17 protein-coding genes are annotated in these 19261 nt (G+C 65.2%); 10 read left to right on the plus strand and 7 right to left on the minus strand.

The window, feature by feature from the left end:
* Nucleotides 1–121 precede the first annotated feature (121 nt).
* Nucleotides 122–661 carry a winged helix DNA-binding protein gene (locus ACN0V4_RS01180; protein ID WP_417672678.1) on the plus strand — a complete coding sequence of 180 codons (540 nt, stop codon included), beginning with the start codon at nucleotides 122–124 and terminating at the stop codon, nucleotides 659–661.
* Nucleotides 662–667: 6 nt separating this feature from the next.
* Here the strand turns inward: ACN0V4_RS01180 and ACN0V4_RS01185 are convergent, their stop codons facing one another.
* A complete protein-coding gene (locus ACN0V4_RS01185) occupies nucleotides 668–1672 on the minus strand; it encodes an AraC family transcriptional regulator (RefSeq protein WP_417672679.1) in 1005 nt (334 codons plus the stop codon).
* A gap of 185 nt (nucleotides 1673–1857) precedes the next feature.
* Here ACN0V4_RS01185 and ACN0V4_RS01190 point away from each other — a divergent pair, with 185 nt between their 5' ends.
* The 3 genes from ACN0V4_RS01190 to ACN0V4_RS01200 are packed head-to-tail and all read left to right on the plus strand — an operon-like array spanning nucleotide 1858 to nucleotide 4404.
* Nucleotides 1858–2634: an SDR family oxidoreductase gene (locus ACN0V4_RS01190; RefSeq protein ID WP_417672680.1), complete on the plus strand. Its 777-nt coding sequence runs from the start codon at nucleotides 1858–1860 to the stop codon at nucleotides 2632–2634.
* A gap of 35 nt (nucleotides 2635–2669) precedes the next feature.
* Nucleotides 2670–3902, plus strand: coding sequence for a styrene monooxygenase/indole monooxygenase family protein (locus tag ACN0V4_RS01195; RefSeq protein WP_417672681.1), 1233 nt, complete (start codon nucleotides 2670–2672; stop codon nucleotides 3900–3902).
* 1 nt (nucleotide 3903) lies between these two features.
* Complete coding sequence (locus ACN0V4_RS01200; protein WP_417672682.1) at nucleotides 3904–4404, plus strand: flavin reductase family protein; 501 nt, start codon at nucleotides 3904–3906, stop codon at nucleotides 4402–4404.
* 320 nt (nucleotides 4405–4724) lie between these two features.
* On the opposite strand, the gene ACN0V4_RS01205 is transcribed toward ACN0V4_RS01200, so the two are convergent.
* From ACN0V4_RS01205 to ACN0V4_RS01225, 5 genes are read right to left on the minus strand one after another with little or no spacing between them, the layout of a single operon-like run.
* Nucleotides 4725–6278, minus strand: coding sequence for an indolepyruvate oxidoreductase subunit beta family protein (locus ACN0V4_RS01205; protein WP_417672683.1), 1554 nt, complete (start codon nucleotides 6276–6278; stop codon nucleotides 4725–4727).
* Nucleotides 6278–8425 (minus strand): thiamine pyrophosphate-dependent enzyme, encoded by a 2148-nt coding sequence (locus tag ACN0V4_RS01210; RefSeq protein WP_417672684.1) that lies wholly within the window; start codon nucleotides 8423–8425, stop codon nucleotides 6278–6280. Before ACN0V4_RS01210 ends, ACN0V4_RS01205 begins: the two co-directional genes overlap by 1 nt.
* Before the next feature lie 9 nt (nucleotides 8426–8434).
* Nucleotides 8435–8902, minus strand: a complete 468-nt coding sequence (locus tag ACN0V4_RS01215) for a MarR family winged helix-turn-helix transcriptional regulator (RefSeq protein WP_417672685.1) — start codon at nucleotides 8900–8902, stop codon at nucleotides 8435–8437.
* Nucleotides 8902–10470, minus strand: a complete 1569-nt coding sequence (locus ACN0V4_RS01220) for a phytoene desaturase family protein (RefSeq protein WP_417672686.1) — start codon at nucleotides 10468–10470, stop codon at nucleotides 8902–8904. Before ACN0V4_RS01220 ends, ACN0V4_RS01215 begins: the two co-directional genes overlap by 1 nt.
* A 3-nt stretch (nucleotides 10471–10473) precedes the next feature.
* The gene (locus tag ACN0V4_RS01225) at nucleotides 10474–11265 is read right to left on the minus strand and encodes a cyclase family protein (protein WP_417672687.1); all 792 of its coding nucleotides are present in this window, start codon (nucleotides 11263–11265) and stop codon (nucleotides 10474–10476) included.
* Between the two features lie 111 nt (nucleotides 11266–11376).
* On the opposite strand from ACN0V4_RS01225, the gene ACN0V4_RS01230 reads away from it, so the two are divergent.
* From ACN0V4_RS01230 to ACN0V4_RS01255, 6 genes are all read left to right on the plus strand, one after another.
* Complete coding sequence (locus ACN0V4_RS01230) at nucleotides 11377–12948, plus strand: phytoene desaturase family protein (RefSeq protein ID WP_417672688.1); 1572 nt, start codon at nucleotides 11377–11379, stop codon at nucleotides 12946–12948.
* 49 nt (nucleotides 12949–12997) lie between these two features.
* On the plus strand, nucleotides 12998–14533 hold the full coding sequence (locus ACN0V4_RS01235; RefSeq protein WP_417672689.1) for an ABC transporter substrate-binding protein: 1536 nt from the start codon (nucleotides 12998–13000) through the stop codon (nucleotides 14531–14533).
* A gap of 76 nt (nucleotides 14534–14609) precedes the next feature.
* Nucleotides 14610–15620 (plus strand): ABC transporter permease, encoded by a 1011-nt coding sequence (locus ACN0V4_RS01240; RefSeq protein ID WP_417672690.1) that lies wholly within the window; start codon nucleotides 14610–14612, stop codon nucleotides 15618–15620.
* Nucleotides 15613–16464: an ABC transporter permease gene (locus ACN0V4_RS01245; protein WP_417672691.1), complete on the plus strand. Its 852-nt coding sequence runs from the start codon at nucleotides 15613–15615 to the stop codon at nucleotides 16462–16464. The genes ACN0V4_RS01240 and ACN0V4_RS01245 overlap by 8 nt, the downstream gene beginning before the upstream one ends.
* Entirely contained in the window at nucleotides 16461–17327 is an 867-nt protein-coding gene (locus tag ACN0V4_RS01250) for an ABC transporter ATP-binding protein (RefSeq protein ID WP_417672692.1), read from the plus strand. Before ACN0V4_RS01245 ends, ACN0V4_RS01250 begins: the two co-directional genes overlap by 4 nt.
* Nucleotides 17320–18126, plus strand: a complete 807-nt coding sequence (locus tag ACN0V4_RS01255; protein WP_417672693.1) for an ATP-binding cassette domain-containing protein — start codon at nucleotides 17320–17322, stop codon at nucleotides 18124–18126. Before ACN0V4_RS01250 ends, ACN0V4_RS01255 begins: the two co-directional genes overlap by 8 nt.
* Nucleotides 18127–18225: 99 nt before the next feature.
* Here ACN0V4_RS01255 and ACN0V4_RS01260 read toward each other — a convergent pair whose 3' ends face one another.
* Nucleotides 18226–19206: a DMT family transporter gene (locus ACN0V4_RS01260; protein ID WP_417672694.1), complete on the minus strand. Its 981-nt coding sequence runs from the start codon at nucleotides 19204–19206 to the stop codon at nucleotides 18226–18228.
* Between the last annotated feature and the right edge of the window lie 55 nt (nucleotides 19207–19261).

The following is a 19261-nucleotide window of genomic DNA, read 5'->3' on the forward strand; positions in this document are numbered from 1 at the left end:
TTCTTGTTCTCCCATGTTGGATGGGAAGATTGTTTGTAATTTACATTTGAAAGTCTATTTAAAAATCGAGTTGCACCCCCTCATTCCCCTTCGCAAGATCGGTTTGCGAAGGAGATACACGGTGACTGCATCAAAAAACGACAGTGACGAGGGGGCGGTGAACTTCCGCTGGCACCTGTCCGGAAACGCGGCCGAGGTCTGCACCACCGAACTGGAGTTCGCGCTGATGCGCGCCTTCGAGGGATTCGGGCGCTGGCAGTCGGAATGTCTGGCCTCGGTCTCCGATCTGGCGGCCAGCGGGCCGGAGAATGCGCTGCTGCATATCATCCGGATGAACGACCGGCCGAAGTCGATCAAGGAGCTGGCCCGGCTGAGCAATCGCGACGATATCCCGAACATCCAGTATTCGCTGCGCAAGCTGGTGGGCGCCGGGCTGGTGGAAAAGCAGGGCGCCGGGCGCACCGGGGTGACCTATAGCGCGACGGCGGCGGGGCGGAAGGTGACCGACCAATATGGCGCGATCCGGCGCAAGCTGCTGGTCGAACGGATCCAGGGCGTGCCGGGGCTGAGCGATCAGTTGCAGGAGGCGACCCGGGCGCTGAACATCCTGACCGGGATTTACGAGGAAGCGGCCCGGATGGCGGCGACGCTCAGGCGCTGAGGGCGGTCAGTGCAGCAGCCCCAGCGCGGCGCGCAGCGTGTCGCTGGGGCTTTGGCCATAGCGGGCGCGATAGGCCTGGGAAAACCGACCCAGATGGGTAAAGCCCCAGGCGGTGGCCACGTCGGTCACGCTGGTATTTGCGCCGGGCCTCGTCAGATCGCGGTGGGCGCGTTCCAGCCGGCGGTCGCGCAGGAAGGTCATCGGCGTGGTGCCGCGAAAGTCGCGAAAGGCCATCTGCAGGCTGCGCGGGGTGGTGCCGGCGGCGCGGGCGATCTGCTCCATCGTCAGGGGGCTGTCGAGATGGGCTTCGATATACTCCTCGGCCCGGCGCAGCTTGTGCGGGGTCGCGGCGGGGACGGGGCGGCCCAGAAGGCCCGAGTAATTGTTTTCAAGCGCCTCGACCAGCCCGGTCATCAGGGTGCTTTCGATCTGTCGGTTCATCAGCCCAGCCTGCCCGAAGGTCGAGCGACCGGCATCGATCTCGGTCGCCAGATGCAGGACCAGTTGGCGCAGCATGGCGCCGATGCCTGATCGCAAGTCCATGGCGCCGGTGAACTTGACCGGTTCGGGCGTCGGGGCGCCCAGCAGATCGGCCAGATGCTGTTGCAGCGCCGCGCGGTCGATCTGGACCAGCAATTGCCGGGTGCCCGCGGTCCAGAGCATCGAGGTCGGATGCTGCGGGTTCAGCACCGCCGCCCGGGTCGGATCGGAGTCATAGCGGTCGCCGCCGTTGATGACGCGGGCGCCCCCGGCAAGCGGCAGTTGCACCAGATAGAAGCTTTGCAGCTCGCCCGGTTCGATCAGCGTGGCGGCGCCGTATTCCATATAGTTCAGCGACAGCCGTTCGCCCCGGATGTGATTGTGCAGCGCCTTGACCGGGGCGTGTTCCAGCGTCTCCAGCCGATGCGGGCAAAACACCTGCGCCACCCGCTCGCGGGTCTCTTCAAGATCACGGCTGCTGAACAGCTGATGGGCCGCGAGCAGCGGGGTATCCGTCCTTGTCCGGGTCATTCTGCCCATCACCTCTTCGCGCATCGGGGCAAAGCAGAAATTTCAGCAAGCCTAGCAGCCGGGAAAGCCCGCGGTCAAAAAATTTTCGCGATCCGGACAGCGGACGCGCGATGCGGATAGCGGGCTGCCCGAAGCCGGGGCAGCATTTGTTTTAATACTAAAACAAAACACAGGGAGTCCCTCAGATGAGAGGATTGGACGGCAAGGTCGCCATCGTTCCGGGCGCATCCACCAAGATCGGTCAGGCGGTTGTCCGCGCGCTGCGCGCCGCGGGCGTGCGGGTGATGGCGGCGGATATCGACGTCGCCAACGGCAAGGCGCTGGAAACCGATGGGGTGATCTTCAAGGAAACCGACATCCGCCACGACGATCAGATCGAGGCGCTGGTCGCCGCGACCAAGGAGGCCTTCGGGCGGATCGACTTTCTGGTCAATGTCGCCTGCACCTATCTGGACAACGGGGCGGAGTCGACGCGGGCCGAATGGCTGGATGCGCTGAACGTCAATATCGTGGGCTCGGTCATGCTGATGCAGGCGGCGCGGTCGGAGCTGGCGAAGAACAAGGGCGCCATCGTCAACTTCGGTTCGATCTCGGCCCGGGTGGCGCAGACCGGGCGCTGGCTCTATCCGGTTTCCAAGGCGGCGATCCTGCAGCTGACCCGCAATCAGGCGATGGATCTGGCGCCCGACGGCATCCGGGTGAACGCGGTGTCGCCCGGATGGACCTGGTCGAACATCATGGATGAGCTGTCTGGCGGTGATCGCGCCAAGACCGACAAGGTGGCGGCGCCCTTCCATCTGCTGGGCCGCACCGGCGATCCGAAAGAGGTGGCCAATACCATCCTCTTCCTCTGCTCGGACGAGGCCAGCTTTATCACCGGCACCGATATCCGGGTCGACGGCGGCTATACCGCCATGGGGCCGGAACAGGCCAAGCCCGCTATTCCGCTGCTGATGGAATGAGCCGGATCAACACCAAAACCAACAGGGGAACGACAATGCGCAAGATCACGATTGTGGGTGGCGGCCAGTCTGGGCTGCAGGTGGGGATCGGTCTGCTGCAGGCCGGCCATCAGGTGCGGGTGGTGCAGAACCGCACCGCCGAGGAGATCGCGGCGGGCAAGGTCCTGTCCAGCCAGTGCATGTTCGGCGCGGCGGTGCAGAACGAACGCGATCTGGGGATCGACTTCTGGTCCGACATCTGCCCGCCGGTACAGGGCATCGGGTTCACCGTGCCGCATCCCGAACAGAAGGGCGCCAAGGTGATCGACTGGGTGGCGCGGCTGGACCGCGATGCCTATTCGGTCGACCAGCGGGTGAAGGTGCCGCGCTGGCTGGAGGAATTCACCAAGCTGGGCGGTGAACTGGTGATCGCCGAGGCCGGCATCGCCGAGCTTGAGACCTATGCCGCCGAGGATGATCTGGTGCTCATCGCCTCCGGCAAGGGAGAGATCGGCAAGCTGTTCGAACGCGATGCCGGGAAATCGCCCTTCGACCGGCCGCAGCGGGCGCTGGCACTGACCTATGTCACCGGCATGACGCCGCGCCCCGAGCATTCGGCGGTCTGCTTCAACCTGATCCCGGGGGTGGGGGAATATTTCGTCTTCCCGGCGCTGACCACCTCTGGCCCCTGCGAGATCATGGTGATGGAAGGCATTCCCGGCGGCCCGATGGATTGCTGGGCCGATGTGACCAGCCCGGAACAGCACCTGGCGCAGTCGAAGGCGATCCTCGACACCTTCCTGCCGTGGGAGGCCGAGCGCTGCAAGGATATCGCGCTGACCGATGACAATGGCATCCTGGCCGGGCGCTTCCCGCCGACGGTGCGCAAGCCCGTCGCGACGCTGCCCTCGGGGCGGCAGGTGCTGGGGTTGGCCGATGCGGTCTGCCTGAACGATCCGATCACCGGGCAGGGGTCGAACAACGCCTCCAAGGCGGCGGCGATCTATCTCAAGCGCATCCTTGACCGTGGCGATCAGCCGTTCGATGCGGGCTGGATGCAGGGCACCTTCGACGCTTATTGGGACTATGCCCAATGGGTGGTGCAATGGACCAACATGATGCTGCTGCCGCCGCCCGATTTCGTGCTGGAGATCATGGGGACCGCCTGCGTGGTGCCGGAATTGGCGCATCGCATCGCCAACGGCTTCGACGATCCGCGCGATTTCTTCCCCTGGTTCGCCGAGCCGGAGGCGGCGGCCGCCTATCTGCAGGGCCTGAAGGCGGCCTGAGATGGGCATGGGGATTTCGGCCGATATCTTCCGCGACGCGATGAGCCGCTTTCCCGGGGTGGTCACGGTGATCACCACCCGGGAGGGCGAAGAGCGGCGCGGCATCACCGCCACCGCGGTCTGTTCGGTGACGGCGGAACCGCCGAGCCTGCTGGTCTGCCTGAACCGCAAGACCGGCACCTGCGCCAGCGTCGGCCAGACCGGGCGCTTCGCCGTCAACCTGCTGGGCCAGGAGGCCGGCGAGTTGGCGATGCGCTTTGCCGGCGCCGGCGGGGTGACCGGAGAGGCGAAATTCGCGCAAGGGGACTGGCGCGAGGATGACCACGGGCTGCCCTATCTCGCCGATGCGCTCCTCAGCCTCTCCTGCGAGGTGTCCGAGCGGATCGAGGCGGGCAGCCATGTCGTCTATATCGGCCAGATCCGCGAGGCGCGCTTTGGCGAGGGGGAGGCGCTGCTTTACGAACGCTCCGCCTTCCGGGCGCTGGCGCCGAAGGACGACTAAGGGCCTGACCTGCCCTCCCCGTCGGGGCCCTGAAGACGCCCGGTGCGAGAACGCGCCGGGCGTTTTGTTTGCGGTGATTTGGCCTCCACGTGAGCCTGCCGGTGGGATGGCGCATCTTCGGTATGACCGGTGCACTTTATGGCTGCCGTGGTCTTCCCCGCTGTGGCTGGTGCACGAGGTCGCCAAAGCGCCTTCGGCTTGTTCTGGATGAGATGGCGCCCGCCCGGCGCCGTCGGCGCAAAAGAAAGCCCGCCACGATGGGCGGGCTTTCCTCGCAGGTACCGGCGCGAGGTGGAAACGCCCGCAATCCCTTGGGCGGATCAGACGAAGCTGCGGATGGTCTCCAGCGCGCCGTCCAGATCCTTGCCCTTCTCGTCCTTCAAGGCGGCTTCGCGCAGGCGGGCGATCCATTGCGCCGCATCCTCGCGCCCCTTGACCAGATCGGCCCCGGCCAGCACCTTGTCGAACTTCGACAGCCCGCGCGCATGGGTGTCGGAATAACCCTTGATCAGCCGGCGGCAGCGCACCAGCTCCACCGCCACGGCGTAATCCTGGGCCAGCGCCGCCTTCACGGTGTCGAGCCAGCGGGCCAGATGCTCCTGCTCGTACTTGTGGCGCAGGGTGCGCCGGCGATAGCCGCGCAGACCGCCCAGCACATAGAGCATCAGGAAGTTGCCCATCTTGTGGGTGCGCAGGCGGCGGCCCTTGTTGAACCAGCGATCCAGCCGGGCCATCGCCTTGGGGTCCGCCTCCCAGCGCGCGCCCATGGCGGCGGGCATCATGCCGGCGATCTCCTCGGCGCGGGGGTGCATGAATTCGGTCAGGGCGACGGGGCGATCCTTGGCGCCCATATCGGCCTTGATTCGCTCAAAACGGGCGCCGCGGGTCTTCAGGTCGGCGACCCGGATCACATCGTCATAGGCCATGGCATTGGCGATGTACTTGGCGGCCTCCGCCGTCAGCTCGAAATCATGCGCCGCATCGTCAAGCGCGGCGATATCCTCAAGCCGGTCCATGTATTCGGCGCCATAGGCGACATCCTGGAATTTCACCACCTTGCGCAGCCCGTGCAGCGCCATTTCCTGCGCCGGCTGGGGCAGGGCGTGGGCGCGGTCGACCAGCGCCTGCCAGCCCTTGAGCAGCGCGGCGGGGCCTTCGGGGGTGATCGGCGCCGGGGCCGGCTTGGCCTTCTTCGGTTCGGCGGGATCGACGGCGGCGTTCTGCGCCCGGTCATAGGCGGCAGAGAAGGCGCGGAGCGAGGCTTCAACCCCCTTGCCCGAGGCGCGGACCGCCTCCTCGAAGGCCTCGCGCGGGAAGGGCAGCGCGCCCGAACCCGCCAGTGCCCCGAACAGCGAGGAGGAGATCACCGAGCCGTTGCTGATCGCCAGCTTGTCCATGTCGAACATGATCAGCTTGTCGGCGGCGATCTCGGCGGCGGCGCGCACCTCGTCCGAATTGGCGATGCCGTCGCCCGGCGTCATCTTCTCGGAGACCGCCAGCGCTCGGTGGGTCGAGGCGATCAGCGTGGTGCGGTCGGGAGTGACGAAGCCGCGCATGATGGCGCGCCCGGCTTCCATCATCTCGGCGGCGATCAGCACGTCGACATCGCCGGCCGAGGGCGCCAGCGAAAACACCGGCGCCACACCGTCGCCCATCGGCGCCATTTCGAGGTAATAGATCGTGGCGCCGGTGCGCTGGGCGACGCCGGCGACCGAGGTCGCCTGACAGGCATAGCCCTGCGACCGGGCGGTCGCCTCGATCCAGTTGGTCAACACGCCGCCACCCTGGCCGCCGACGGCCATGATGGCGAGCTTGATGATGGTGTTCAGTTTCTCATCGGGCTGGCGCGGGGCCAAAGCTTGCTGGATGCTCATCAGACGGTCTCCGGGAATTCCAGGCGTTTCGCGGCGCGGCGGTTCTGCAGCCAGCCGATCACCCCTGCGGTCACGCCCTGCCACAGTTTTTCGAACCAGGTGGCGTTGTGGATCACATCGGCACGGTAGAAGCTGGGGCACAGAACGGCGGCATCGGCCACCTCGCCACAGTTGCCGCAGCCGACGCAGGACTGGTCGATATGGGCGATGGGGTCGTCGCGCAGCGGATCGTCCAGTTTCTTCAACGACAGCGACGGGCAGCCCGACAGACGGATACAGGCGTGGTCGCCGGTGCAGATATCCTCGTCGATGCCAAAGCGCGGCACCTCGACCCTGAGGCCATCCTTGATCGCCTTGTTGCGGATCGGCTTTTCGCGCCGCTGCCGGTTCAGCATGCATTCCGACGAGGCGACGATGACCTTCGGCCCCTTTTCCTCGGTGGTCAGCGCCTCGTGCAGGATTTCGCGCATCTTCGGCACGTCATAGGTGCGGTCGATCTGGCGCACCCATTTGACGCCGACGCCCTTCAGCGCATCGGTGATCGGGTTCTGCGTCGACTTGGTGGCGTTATTGGCGCGCGACGACAGGATGTCCTGCCCGCCGGTAGCCGCCGAATAATAGTTGTCGACGATCACCGCCACGCTGTCGGACTTGTTGAACACCATGTTGCCGATCGAGGACGACAGCCCGTTGTGCCAGAAGCCGCCGTCGCCGACGATCGAGATCGCCCGCTTCTTGCCGCCGCCGTCGAAGGCCGCGTTCGAGGCCGGCCCCAGCCCATAGCCCATGGTCGAACCGCCGACCTCGAAGGGCGGCAGGCAGGCGAAGAGGTGACAGCCGATGTCGCCGGTGATCTGATGTTCGCCCAGCTCTTCCTGCACCAGCTTCATGGCGGCGAAGATCGGGCGCTCCGGGCAGCCGGTGCAGAACCCTGGCGGACGGGTGGGCACGGTCTTGGACAGATCGGGGATCGCCTGCGCGGTCTTGTTCGGCGCACGCATCTGCCCCGGCAGCATGTCGGGGGCGTGTTTCTTGAGAAAGGCGGTGATCCCGTCCAGCATCACCTGGCCGGTATATTCGCCGGCCATCGGCAGCATGTCCTTGCCGTGCATCTTCACCTGCAGCCCGTTGCGCAGGATGAAGGTGGCAAAGGCCTGTTCGATGAACTCGGGCTGGCCTTCCTCGATGACGAGAACGCCTTCCTTGTCCTTCACGAAGTCGGTGAATTCCGAGTTGATCAGCGGATAGGTGACGTTCAGGCAATAGATCGGGATGTCCGAATTGCCGTAGATATCGGCCAGCCCCAAGCGTTGCAGCGCGCGGATGACGCCGTTGTACATGCCGCCCTGGCAGATCAGGCCGATCTTCGAGGTGTCGGGGCCGAAGAATTCGTTCAGCCCGTTCTCGATAATGAACTTCTCGGCCGCCGGCCAGCGGTTGTCGATCTTGTCATGTTCATGCACGAAGGAGGCCGGCGGCAGCACCACGCGGTTGAAATCCTTCTTCGGATTGGCCAGCGCATCCTTGACCGTCATCTTCGGCCGCTTGTTGTCGCTGGCTTCAAAGCTGCCGGTGACGTGGCAGGCACGGATCCGCACGGTTAGCATGACCGGGGTGTTCGACGCCTCGCTCAGCTCGAAGCCGTCGCCGACCGCCTTGACGATCGAGGGCAGGCTGGGGCGCGGATCCAAGAGCCAGATCTGCGATTTCATCGCGAAGGGATGGCTGCGCTCCTGCATGATCGAGGAGCCTTCGCCGTAATCCTCGCCGATGATGATCAGCGCGCCGCCGTTGACGCCGGAGGAGGCGAGGTTGGCCAGCGCGTCGGAGGCGACGTTGACGCCGACCGGCGCCTTGAAGGTGACCGCGCCGCGGATCGGATAGTGAACCGAGGCCGCCAGCATCGCCGCGGCGGCGGCTTCCGAGGCATTGGCCTCGAACCGCACGCCGAGTTCGCCCAGCAGGTCTTCGGCGTCGGCCAGCACATCCATCAGATGCGAGATCGGCGCGCCCTGATAGCCGCCGACATAGCCGACACCATTCTCAAGCAGCGCCTTGGTGATCGCGAGGATGCCTTCGCCGGTGAAGGTCTCGCCTTTTCCCATGCGCAGGTGCTCGACTTCTTTCTTGAAAGATCGTTCTGCCATAAGTGGTCCCTAAACTTCGTTGCGCCCTACGTTGCGCAATATCTTGTGAAGCGTGCCGATGAAGGCGCGCTGCTCGGTTTCGGAAATGCCGTCGAACATCTGTTCATAGCTGTTCGACATGCTGGGCCAGAGCCGTTCGAAGGTGGCCCGGCCGTGATCGGTGATGAAGACGCGGGTGGCGCGGCTGTCGTCCTTGTCGGGTTCGCGGTGCACCAGCCCGTCGTTTGCCAGCGCTTCCAGCACCCGGCTGAGCGTGGATTGCTCGACCACCGCATAGAGCGCGAGATCGCGGATCAGGATGCCGTCGATCAGCGTCAGCACCGACAGGCTGCGCATCTTGACCGTGGTGAAGCCCAGTTCGTTCAGGTGGTCGCGCAGGCTCGCGTTATAGCGGCTCATGATCCGGTTCATCAGATAGGGCGGGAAATTATCCAACCCGATCTCTCCCAGACGACGCCCGGCTGCCACCTCTGTCATCATGCGCCCAGCCTCTTGGCGGCGTTGTACCCCGATCCACCGCCCAGACCCGGCCCCGGGTGGGTCGAGGCGCCGATCTGGGTGAGGTTCCTGACCGGGGTGTCGCCGTTGCGCGTGCCGGTGAAGGGGCGGAAGACAAAGAACTGGTCGATGGTGCAGAGCCCGCCATAGGGATCGCCGCCGACCAGGTTCATGTTGAGCGCTTCGAGATCGGCGGGGGAATAGGCGCGCCGGGCCAGTTTGATCTGGTCGAAATCGCGGATGTGCCTGGCCAGGATCGCCTCGATCCGGTCGGCGTAGGCTTCGCGCGTGGCCTCGTCCCATTGGCCGTTGGTCGCGATCTGGCCGGCGGCGTCGCCCTTGATCTCGCGCGGTGCGTCGGGGATTTGCAGCCAGAGGATCGCCTTGCCCTCGGGGCAGCGGCTGGGGTCGAGCGTGCTGGGCTGGCCGACGCAGATGGTCGGGGTTTCGGGGATCATGCCGCGCTCGGCCTCGTTGGCGGATTTCGACACCGCGTCGATCCCGTCCGAGAGGTGGATCAGCGCCACGTCGTCGATGCCTTCGGTCAGCCATTCGGGCTTGCGATCCAGCGCGAAATGCAGCTGGAAATCGCCCCGGCCATAGCGATAGCCGCGCAGCGCCTGCTCTTGCGGTGCCGGCACATGGCCGCGCAGCAGCCGGCCGTGAAGCTGCGTGGGCGTCACCGAGGCCAGCACATGGCCGGCCATGATCTTTTCGCCTGTCGCGGTCTCGACGCCGACAGCGCGGCCGTTCTCGATCAGGATGCGGTCGATGTCGACGCCGGTGCGAATCTCGCCGCCCTTGGCCTCGATCAGGCTGCGGAAGGCCTCTGCCGCGCGGCCAGAGCCGCCCTTGACGATCGGTGCGCCGGCGGCCTCGAGCGCGAAGGCCACCACCTTGGCCATTTCGCCGGAATAGGTGGATTCGGGCGTCAGCCCGCAATGCAGGACCCAGGGCGCCCAGAGTGCCTGGATGTCGTCGCTTTTGTAACTGGTCTCAAGCCAGCCGCGCGCCGGCACCAAGGCCTTGCCGATCCAGGATTTCAGCCCGTTCAACCCGCGTTTCCAGGCCTGTGCGGCCAGCAGTTTCGCGGTCTTCACCGACCATAGATCGCCGCCCAGCAGCGCGAAGAGAAACGGCGCGTCGGCCTCGATCGTGCCGACGTCGATGCCATGCTGGTCCCCGTCCCCGGGGGCCAGCGCGTTGAAGGCGGCGATATTCGCCGCGCGATCCATGCTCAGCACCGTCGCCCGCCCGTCCGGCCGCAGAACGGCCGTCGGGTGCGGGGTGTGGCACAGATCGAAGCCGTGCTGCGCCAGATCGCCCGCCAGTTCCGCATAGGCGGGCGAGGTCAGGAACAGCACGAAGGTGGCGGCCATCACATCATGATGAAAGCCCGGCAGCGTGGCCTCGGCGGTCATCATGCAGCCGCCGACGCGGGTTTCGCGTTCCAGCAGCAGCACACGCTTGCCCTTGCGGGCAAGCAGGGCCCCCGCGACCAGCGCATTGATGCCGGTTCCGATTATGACGTGATCGACCGCTTTCATCGGTTACGCCTTCGGTTTCAGCGCCAGGACCCGCACCGGCGAGCCGGTGCCTTTTTCGATCTTCAGCGGCGCGACGAGCAGGATGGCGCCCTTGGCCGGCAGCTCGCTCAGGTTCGCCAAAGAGGCCAGGCCGAAGCGGTTGTTGGCATGCAGCAGGTTGTGGGCGGGGAACGGCGGTTCCATCCCGCCGGCGAGGCCGGCGTCGGTGCCGACGCATTGGGTGCCCCAGCCGACGATGCCCTTGCCGACCAGGTATTGAATCACCTCTGCCGTCGGTCCGGGGGTATGCGGGCCATTTTCGTCGGCGTTCAGATACTTGTCTTCGTCATTGGCGTATTGATCCCAGTCGGACCGCATGACGACCCATTCGCCGGCATTGATTTCGCCATGTTCCGCTTCCCAGGCCTTCACATGGTCGATGGTCAGCAGGAAGTCGGCGTCTTCGGCCGATTCCTTGGAGAAATCGAGCACGTTGACCGGGGCGATCAGGCGCTGGACGTTCAGCGAGTCGGTATAGCCTTCGGGATTGTCCTTGCCGGTGATCCAGTGATGCGGCGCGTCGAAGTGGGTGCCGGAATGTTCGCCCAGCTCAAGCCAGTTCCACGACCAGAACGGGCCGTCATTGTCATAGTCGCTGATCTTGTGGATCACGACCTTGGGGGTGTTCCTGGCGAAATCCTCGGGCAGTTTCAGCAGCGGGGTGTTCGGGCCCAGCACGCCGCTGCAGTCCACCACTTCGATCCCGCCCGAGGCGATCATCGCCCCCAGCTCGCCCAGCACGTTCGATGCGCTCATCTTTTGCTCCCTTCGTTGGTGGGCACCCTCTCCAAGGGGCCCTGATGTGATTCAATGCTAGACAGGAATAAATGCTTTTGCAAATAATCTGGATAAAACAGGGAGCAACAATTGGCACAGAATTCGGCGGACGCCATCATTGTAGGCGCGGGGATCAACTCGCTCGTCTGTGCGCATCATTTGATGTGTCACGGCTGGTCGGTGATCGTTCTGGAACAGGCCGAGGTGCCTGGGGGTGCGGTGCGCACCGGGGCTTATACCGCCGAGGGATTCGCCCATGACTGGGCCGCGATGAACCTGTCGAACTTCGCCGGTTCTCCTTATTTTAAAGAGCATGGCGAGGAGCTGGTCGCCAATGGTCTGGAGTTTTCCCCGGCAAGCAACTGTTTTTCCAGCGTGTTTCCTGACGGCACTTGGCTGGGCGTCGGCACCGACGTCGCCGCCAACCGGGCCCGCATCGCCGCCCTGTCCGAAGCCGACGCGCGCGCCTGGGATATGCTCACCGAAGGCTTCTTCGGTGAGGCCGAGCATTTGTTCGCGCTGCTCGGGTCAAAGATGAAAATGCGTGCAGTTGCATCTATAATGTGGAAGGCGCTGCGCAAGAAGGGCGCGGGCGGCAGTCTCGATCTGGCGCGGTTTCTCGCCTCGACCCCGCGGGCCTGGCTGGAAGAGACTTTCGAATCGCCCAAGTTGCAGGCGATGCTCGGGGCCTGGGGGATGCATATCGACTTCTCGCCCGATATCGCCGGCGGCGCGATGTTCCCCTATCTTGAGGCGATGGCGAACCAGGCCTTCGGCATGATGCTGGGCAAGGGCGGCGCCGGCGGGGTGATCGACGCGCAATGCGCCGCGATCCGGGCGCGGGGCGGTCAGATCCTGTGCAACATGCCGGTCGAGCGGATCGTCCATGCGGGCGGCAAGGCCACGGGCGTGATCGCCGGCGGCCAGAGCTTCGAGGCCAAGCGCGCGGTGATCGCCAATGTGGCGCCGCGCGCCATGGTCAAGCTGACCGGTGGCACCGGTGATGCGCGCTATGACAGCGCGATGCGCAAGTTCCGCCATGCGCCGGGCACCATGATGATTCACCTCGCCCTGTCGGATCTGCCGGATTGGACGGCGGGGCCAGAGCTGCGACACTATGCTTATGTCCATTGCGCGCCGTCGCTCGACCAGATGGCGCGGACCTATACCCAGGCGGTGGCGGGGCTCTTGCCGGACGAGCCCATCATCGTCGCCGGCCAGCCCACGGCGATCGACCCCTCCCGCGCGCCCGAGGGCAAGCACGTGCTGTGGATGCAGGTCCGCATGGCGCCGGGCGAGATCAAGGGCGATGCCAAGGGCGAGATCGCCGCGACTGACTGGGCCGAGGCGGCAGAGCCCTTTGCCGAACGTGCCTTCGATATCCTCGATCGCTATGCCCCGGGGATCCGCGACAGGATCATCGCCAAGCGCATCGTGACGCCGGCGGGGCTCGAGGCCGACAATCCCAATCTGGTCGGCGGCGATCAGATCTGTGGCAGCCACCACCTGTCGCAGAATTTCGTGTTCCGCCCGGCGCGCGGATTTGCCGACGGCTCCACCCCGCTCAAGGGGCTTTATCAGACCGGCGCCGCCGTCTGGCCCGGGGCCAGCACCGGCGTCGGGCCGGGCTATCTGCTGGGGCAGATGCTGGCCGGCAAATGAAGACCAGAAAACAAAACGATCCAGAGACAACCAACAGGGGACTATCCAGATGACCAAACTATCCAGACGCGGTCTGCTCAAGGCGTCGGCGGCTGCCGTCACCTTCGCGGCAAGCGGCAGCTTTGCTTCGATGGTGGTGGCGCAGGCGATCGACGAGCTGATCATCGCCTATAACGTCAACCTGCCCAGCTGGGATCCGACTGTCGGCGCCTCGGCGGTGAACCCGACCATCCAGGGCCTCTATCAATCGGTCTTCGATCAATACATCCTGCAAAAGCCCGATCTGAAGCCGGCGCCGGGCCTGCTGACCGACTGGGGCTGGAACGAGGACCGCAGCCAGGTCTGGATGGATGTGCGCGAAGGTGTCACCTGGCATGACGGCTCGCCCTTCACCGCCGAAGATGTCGCCTGGAGCCTGGCGCGCGTCGCCGATCCGGCCACCGGCAGCCCGATCCAATTCGTCTGGGGCACGCTGGCCAACCACCGGGTCGAAGGCAACCGGGTGATCGCGGATGTGAAACAGTTCGACCCGACGATCTTCAAGTGGATGTACTTCCTGACCGGCTATGTGCTGCCCAAGGCCTATTACGAAAAGGTCGGCCCCGACGGGTTCGAGGCGGCGCCGATCGGCACCGGCCCCTATATGGTCGAGAAATACGAACGCAACGCCTATGTCCGCCTGAAGGCGAACGAAAACTACTGGGGTGGCGCGCCGGAGTTCAAATCGGTCACCATTAAGTTCGTGACCGACGCCGCCGCTCGGGTGGCCGAGGTGGAATCGGGCAACTCCCACGTCACGCTGGAAATCCCTTACGAGGAATTCGACCGCCTGAAGGCGGGCAAGCTGAACGGCGTGGCGGCGCCGATTTCCGATATCGGCATGATCTTCTTCAACGATATCGACGTGATGCTGGACCCGAACGTCCGCAAGGCGGCCGTCATGGCGGTGAACAAGCAGGCCATCGTCGACCGGCTGCTGTCGGGGTATGGCGTGCCGATCGACACGCTGGAGACCCCGGAATACGACGCCTACGATCCCACCATCAAGACGCCCTATGACCCCGAAGGGGCCAAGGCGCTGCTGGCGAAATCGGGCTATTCCACCGACAATCCGGTCAAGTTCACCATTCAGACCACCCGCGGCTTCAAGCCGAAGGATTATGAAATGGTGCAGGCCATCGTCGGGCTGTGGCGCAAGGTCGGCATCGAGGCGACCATCGAGGTCTATGAGATCGCCAAACATTATGAACTGCGCGCGGCCGACCAACTGGCGCCGGCGGCCTTCTACAACTGGGGCAACTCGGTTGGCGATCCGACCACCTCGACCGGGTTCGCCATGTACGGCCCCTCGCCGCATTCGGTCTGGGACGGTCAGGACCTGATCGACATGATCAACCCGCTCTGGGCCGAGCCGGATGAGACCAAGCGCATCGACGGCTGGAAGAAGGTCGACCGCTATATCGCCGACAACGCTCTGGTGCTGCCGCTGCTGCAATATGTGCAGCCGATCGTCTCGGCTCCGGGCGTCAAGGTGACGCCGCATGCCTCGGGGGCGCTGCTGCCGGCGCTGATGACCCGCGGCTGATCCGCGCGTCGATCTGAAGACATCTGACCGGAGGGCGGGCCGCGTTCCGCCCTTTCGGCTTTCGGACATATAGCTCATGACACTGATCAGACGCATCCTGCTGCGATTGCTGACCACGCTGATCACGCTTTTCGGCGTGGCCGTCATCGTGTTCTTCGTTATCCGCGTCGTCCCCGGCAACCCGGTGGCGATGATGTTGCCTCCCGGCGCGACGGAGGACGATATCGCCCGGCTCAAGGCGCTCTACGGTCTGGACAAGACCATTCCCGAACAATTCGTGATCTGGCTGAGCGGCGTGCTGCACGGCGATTTCGGCACGTCGATCACCACCCGCCAACCGGTGCTGAGCCTGGTGCTGTCGCGGCTGCCCGCCACCATCGAGCTGTCGGTGATGGCGCTGGTGATCGCGGTGATCATCGGCGGTTTCCTGGCGCTGACCGGCACCCGCAAGCGCGGCACCCGGGTCGAGGGCGCCATTGACGTCACCAATGGTGTCGCGCTCAGCGTGCCGGATTTCCTCTGGGGGCTGGTGCTGATCCTGCTCTTCGGGGTGCTCTGGCCGATCTTCAATATCTCGGGCCGGGTCACCCCGTCGCTGGACCTGCCCTTCACCACCAACTTCTATCTGTTCGAAAGCGTGGTCCGGCTGCGGTTCGACATCTGGGCCGATCTGGTCTCTCACATGTTCATGCCGTCGCTGGCGCTGGCGATCCCGCTGGCGGCGATCATCGCGCAGCTGCTGAAGCAATCGCTGAAAGAGACGATGCATCTGGACTATGTCACTCTGGCGCGCACCAAAGGGTACGGCGAAAACCACGTCATTACCCGCGAGGCGCTGCCGAACGCGATCCTGCCGACGCTGACGCTGATCGGGGTGCAGTTCACTTTTCTGATCGGCGGCACGGTGATCATCGAACGGCTGTTTTCCTATGAGGGGCTTGGCAACATGGCGATCGACGCGGTGATCAACCGCGATCTGCCGCTGATCCAGGGGATCGTGATCCTCTTCGCCCTGATCTTTACCGTGGTGAACCTGGTCGTTGATCTGACCTATGCCGCCCTGAACCCGAGGTTGCGCAATGGCTGATGCACGCGGACTTGTGAAACGTCGCGCCGGCGCGCGGCTGTGGCTGTCGGCCGGCTGGCTGGCGCTTTTGGTGATCGTGGCGCTGTTCGCGCCGCTCTTGGCGCCGCAGGATCCGCTGATGCAGGATCTCTTCGCGGCGCGGATGCCGCCGTTCTGGGAAAGCGGTGCCGATCCGAACTTTCTTCTGGGCACCGACAGCCTCGGGCGCGATGTGCTCAGCCGGATCATCTACGGCGCCCGCATCGCGCTGGGGGTGGCGCTGGTCGCAGGTCTGCTGACCTGTCTGATCGGCTCGCTCCTGGGGCTGATCGCCGGGTATTTCCGCGGCTGGCCCGATCTGGTGATCTCGCGCTTCGTCGATATCTGGATGGCCTTTCCGCCGGTGCTGTTCTCGATCCTGCTGATCGCGGTGATCGGCACCGGGCTCAGTTCCATCATCATCGCGGTGGTGGTGATCGACTGGACCCGCTTCGCCCGCGTGATCCGGGCCGAGGCGATGAGCCAGGGCGCGATGGACTACGTGGCCTCGGCCCAGGTCTCCGGCCGCAAGCGGTTCTCGATCATGCTGACGGAGATCCTGCCCAACGTGCTGCCGACCATCGTGGTGCTGTTGACGTTGGAGATGGGCATCGCGGTGATCGTCGAGGCGATCCTGAGCTTCGTGAACCTGTCGATCTCGACCGACGATCCGACCTGGGGCAGCATGATCGCCGAAGGGCGGCTGTCGATCCACCAGGCCTGGTGGGTGCTGGTCTTCCCGCTGGTGGCCCTGTTTCTCACCGTTCTCAGCTTCAGCCAATTGGGCGAGGGGCTGAAGGACCATTTCGATCCGGTGCTGCGATGAGCTTTCTGACAATCGAGAACCTGAGCGCCCGGGTCGGCCCGGCGCCGATCCTGCGCGATGTGTCGCTGTCGGTCGAGGCCGGCGAGGTGCGCGGGCTGGTGGGCGAAAGCGGCGCCGGCAAGAGCATGATCGGCAAGGCGGTTCTGGGCACTCTGCCCGCCGCGGTCGAGGTGAAATCCGGCCGCATCCTGCTGGAGGGCGAGGATCTGCAGGCGATGCGCCCGCGCGACCGGCGGCGGGTGATCGGCGCCAAGGCGGCGCTGATCCCGCAGGATCCGCTGACCGCGCTCAACCCCTCGCGCCGGGTGGGGCCGCAGATCACCAATCGGTTGGTCGATATCCTGGGCTGGAGCAAGCACAACGCGCAGGTCCGCGCGCTGGAGCTGCTGGACGAGGTGTCGATCCCCGATCCCGAGCGGGTGATGCACGCCTATCCGCATGAGCTTTCGGGCGGGATGCGGCAGCGGATCCTGATCGCCTCGGCCTTTGCCGCAGAGCCCAAGCTGATCATCGCCGATGAGCCGACCACCGCGCTCGACGTGACGGTGCAAAAGCAGATCCTGCGGCTGATCAAGGAAATGCAGGGGCGTCACGGCACCGCGCTGTTGTTCGTCACCCATGATCTTGGCGTGGTGTCGAAGGTCTGTCAGTCGCTGACCGTCCTCTTCGGCGGCATGGTGCTGGAGGATACCCGGGTCGAGCGGTTCTTTGCCGGGCCCGGCCACCCCTATTCCGCGGCGCTCTTGGCGGCGACGCCGAAATATACCGATCCGGACGCCAGCCTGACCCCGGTCCCCGAGGCGGTGATCGCCGGGGTCGAGGCCGAGCTTGCGGCGCATGACAGGAGCCACGGCCATGTCTGATGATGTCATCTATGAAATTGACGACCTGCGGCTGTCCTTTCCGGACATGGCGCATAAGCCCTTGTTCGGGCCGGCGCCGCGCATCGAGATCCTCAAGGGCATCTCCATGCGGATCCCGCGCGGCGATGTGGTGGGGATCGTCGGCGGTTCCGGCTCGGGGAAATCGACGCTGGGCCGGGCGATGATCCGGCTCCTGGAGCCCGACAGCGGCAGCATCCGGTTCAACGGTCAGGACATCACCCATCTGGGCGAGAATGACCTGCGGCCGCTGCGGCGCAAGTTCCAGATGATCTTTCAGGATCCGATGTCCTCGCTCAACCCGCGGCGGACGGTGGGGGCGATCATTGCCGGGCCCCTGCGCATCCAGGGGTTCGACCGGGTGTCCGACCGGGTCGATCAGGCGCTGGATCACGTCGGCCTGCCGCGCCGCTTCCGCACCCGTTATCCGCATGAGCTGTCGGGGGGGCAGCGCCAGCGGGTGGGGATCGCCCGGGCGATCGCGACCGAGCCCGATTTCATCCTCGCCGACGAGATCGTCTCGGGTCTCGATGTCTCGAGCCAGGCGCAGGTGCTGAACCTGCTGGAACAGCTGGTGCGCGAGCTGGGTCTGACGCTGGCCTTCATCAGCCACGACCTGTCGGTGATCCGAAGGCTCTGCCGCCACACCATGGTGCTCTATCGCGGCGAGGTGGTCGAATATCGCGAGACCCAGGCGCTGTTCGATGCGCCCGAGGCGGAATACACACGCGAATTGCTCGACGCGATTCCCTTGCCCGATCTGGATCAGGTCTGGGCCTGAGCGAGGGCCGGAAAATCGTGGATTTTCCGGTTGCGCCCCTCTTGGGGGCGCAGCCTCCGGCGGGGATATTTGAAGCTAGAAAAAGGCAGGGGCGGCGGGTCAGAGCCGTTGCTTGATCTCCGTCCGGGCCACCACGCGGGCCTTGCGCTGTTCGCGCAGGAAGACGAAGAGCCCCGATCCCGCGATCAGGGCGATGCCGATCCAGACCTCGCGCGCGGGAAGTTCGGTCCAGAACATCCAGCCCCAGAGCACCGAGAGCGGCAGGCCGACATATTCGAAGGGGGCGACGGTGGCCGCATCGGTCAGCCGATAGGCCTGGCTGAGACAATAGCCCGAAACCGAGGCCAGCGCGCCGAGGCCGAAGAGCAGGGGCAGATCCGCGCGGGCGGGCCAGACCCAGGGGCGCAGCAGGAATTGCACCGAGGGGATGTCGCTGCCTGCGGCGAAGCGTCCGTCGCCGGCCACCAGGAAGAAGCCCAGCGAGACCAGGATGAACATCGCCTGGATATAGGTCGCCATCGCCGAGGCCTTGGTGGTGGCGCCGAGCTTGCGGGTCAAGATCTGCATCAGCGCATAGGCGAAGGCGGAGAGCACCGGCAGCACCATCACCAACCGGCTGGTCGCCAGCGTGTCACTCGCCACCCAGGGGCGCTGCATGATCACCACGCCGGCAAAGCCGGCCATCACCGCCGCGATCCGCATCGGGCCGACCTTTTCGCCGAGGATCGGGATCGACAGCGCGGTGATGAACAGCGGCGCGACAAAGAATAGCGCCGTGGCATCGGCCAGGGGCAGCACCGCGAGGGCGACGAAATAGCTCATGTTCGAGATTACCACCAGCAGCCCCCGCGCCAGGTGGAGCAGCGGTTGCCGCGTCTTCAGGATCCCGAAGCCGCCCTCGGCCCGCACCATGAAGAGAATGAAGGCCAGCGCGACGGCGGCGCGGGTGAGGACGACTTGATGCAGCGGGTAGCCGCCGGAGAGCTGTTTGATCAGCACGTCGTTGATCGAAATGCCCAGCACGCCGACCAGGATGAACAGCAGCCCCGCGGGCGAACGGCTTAATGCGGCAGACGACATGGGGCACCTCGGAGTCTTGCTCCTCCGCGTAGCATGTGGGCGATATTCCGCAAGA

Origin of the sequence: Pseudodonghicola sp. (assembly GCF_048268305.1) — a bacterium.
In the GTDB taxonomy this organism is placed as follows: domain Bacteria; phylum Pseudomonadota; class Alphaproteobacteria; order Rhodobacterales; family Rhodobacteraceae; genus Pseudodonghicola.

Coding starts and splice junctions, on each gene's coding strand:
- ACN0V4_RS01185 (WP_417672679.1), bottom strand. CDS start 1,672: ATGACCCGGACAAGGACGGATACCCCGCTGCTCGCGGCCCATCAGCTG.
- ACN0V4_RS01190 (WP_417672680.1), top strand. CDS start 1,858: ATGAGAGGATTGGACGGCAAGGTCGCCATCGTTCCGGGCGCATCCACC.
- ACN0V4_RS01195 (WP_417672681.1), top strand. CDS start 2,670: ATGCGCAAGATCACGATTGTGGGTGGCGGCCAGTCTGGGCTGCAGGTG.
- ACN0V4_RS01200 (WP_417672682.1), top strand. CDS start 3,904: ATGGGCATGGGGATTTCGGCCGATATCTTCCGCGACGCGATGAGCCGC.
- ACN0V4_RS01205 (WP_417672683.1), bottom strand. CDS start 6,278: ATGAGCATCCAGCAAGCTTTGGCCCCGCGCCAGCCCGATGAGAAACTG.
- ACN0V4_RS01210 (WP_417672684.1), bottom strand. CDS start 8,425: ATGGCAGAACGATCTTTCAAGAAAGAAGTCGAGCACCTGCGCATGGGA.
- ACN0V4_RS01215 (WP_417672685.1), bottom strand. CDS start 8,902: ATGACAGAGGTGGCAGCCGGGCGTCGTCTGGGAGAGATCGGGTTGGAT.
- ACN0V4_RS01220 (WP_417672686.1), bottom strand. CDS start 10,470: ATGAAAGCGGTCGATCACGTCATAATCGGAACCGGCATCAATGCGCTG.
- ACN0V4_RS01225 (WP_417672687.1), bottom strand. CDS start 11,265: ATGAGCGCATCGAACGTGCTGGGCGAGCTGGGGGCGATGATCGCCTCG.
- ACN0V4_RS01235 (WP_417672689.1), top strand. CDS start 12,998: ATGACCAAACTATCCAGACGCGGTCTGCTCAAGGCGTCGGCGGCTGCC.
- ACN0V4_RS01240 (WP_417672690.1), top strand. CDS start 14,610: ATGACACTGATCAGACGCATCCTGCTGCGATTGCTGACCACGCTGATC.
- ACN0V4_RS01245 (WP_417672691.1), top strand. CDS start 15,613: ATGGCTGATGCACGCGGACTTGTGAAACGTCGCGCCGGCGCGCGGCTG.
- ACN0V4_RS01250 (WP_417672692.1), top strand. CDS start 16,461: ATGAGCTTTCTGACAATCGAGAACCTGAGCGCCCGGGTCGGCCCGGCG.
- ACN0V4_RS01255 (WP_417672693.1), top strand. CDS start 17,320: ATGTCTGATGATGTCATCTATGAAATTGACGACCTGCGGCTGTCCTTT.
- ACN0V4_RS01260 (WP_417672694.1), bottom strand. CDS start 19,206: ATGTCGTCTGCCGCATTAAGCCGTTCGCCCGCGGGGCTGCTGTTCATC.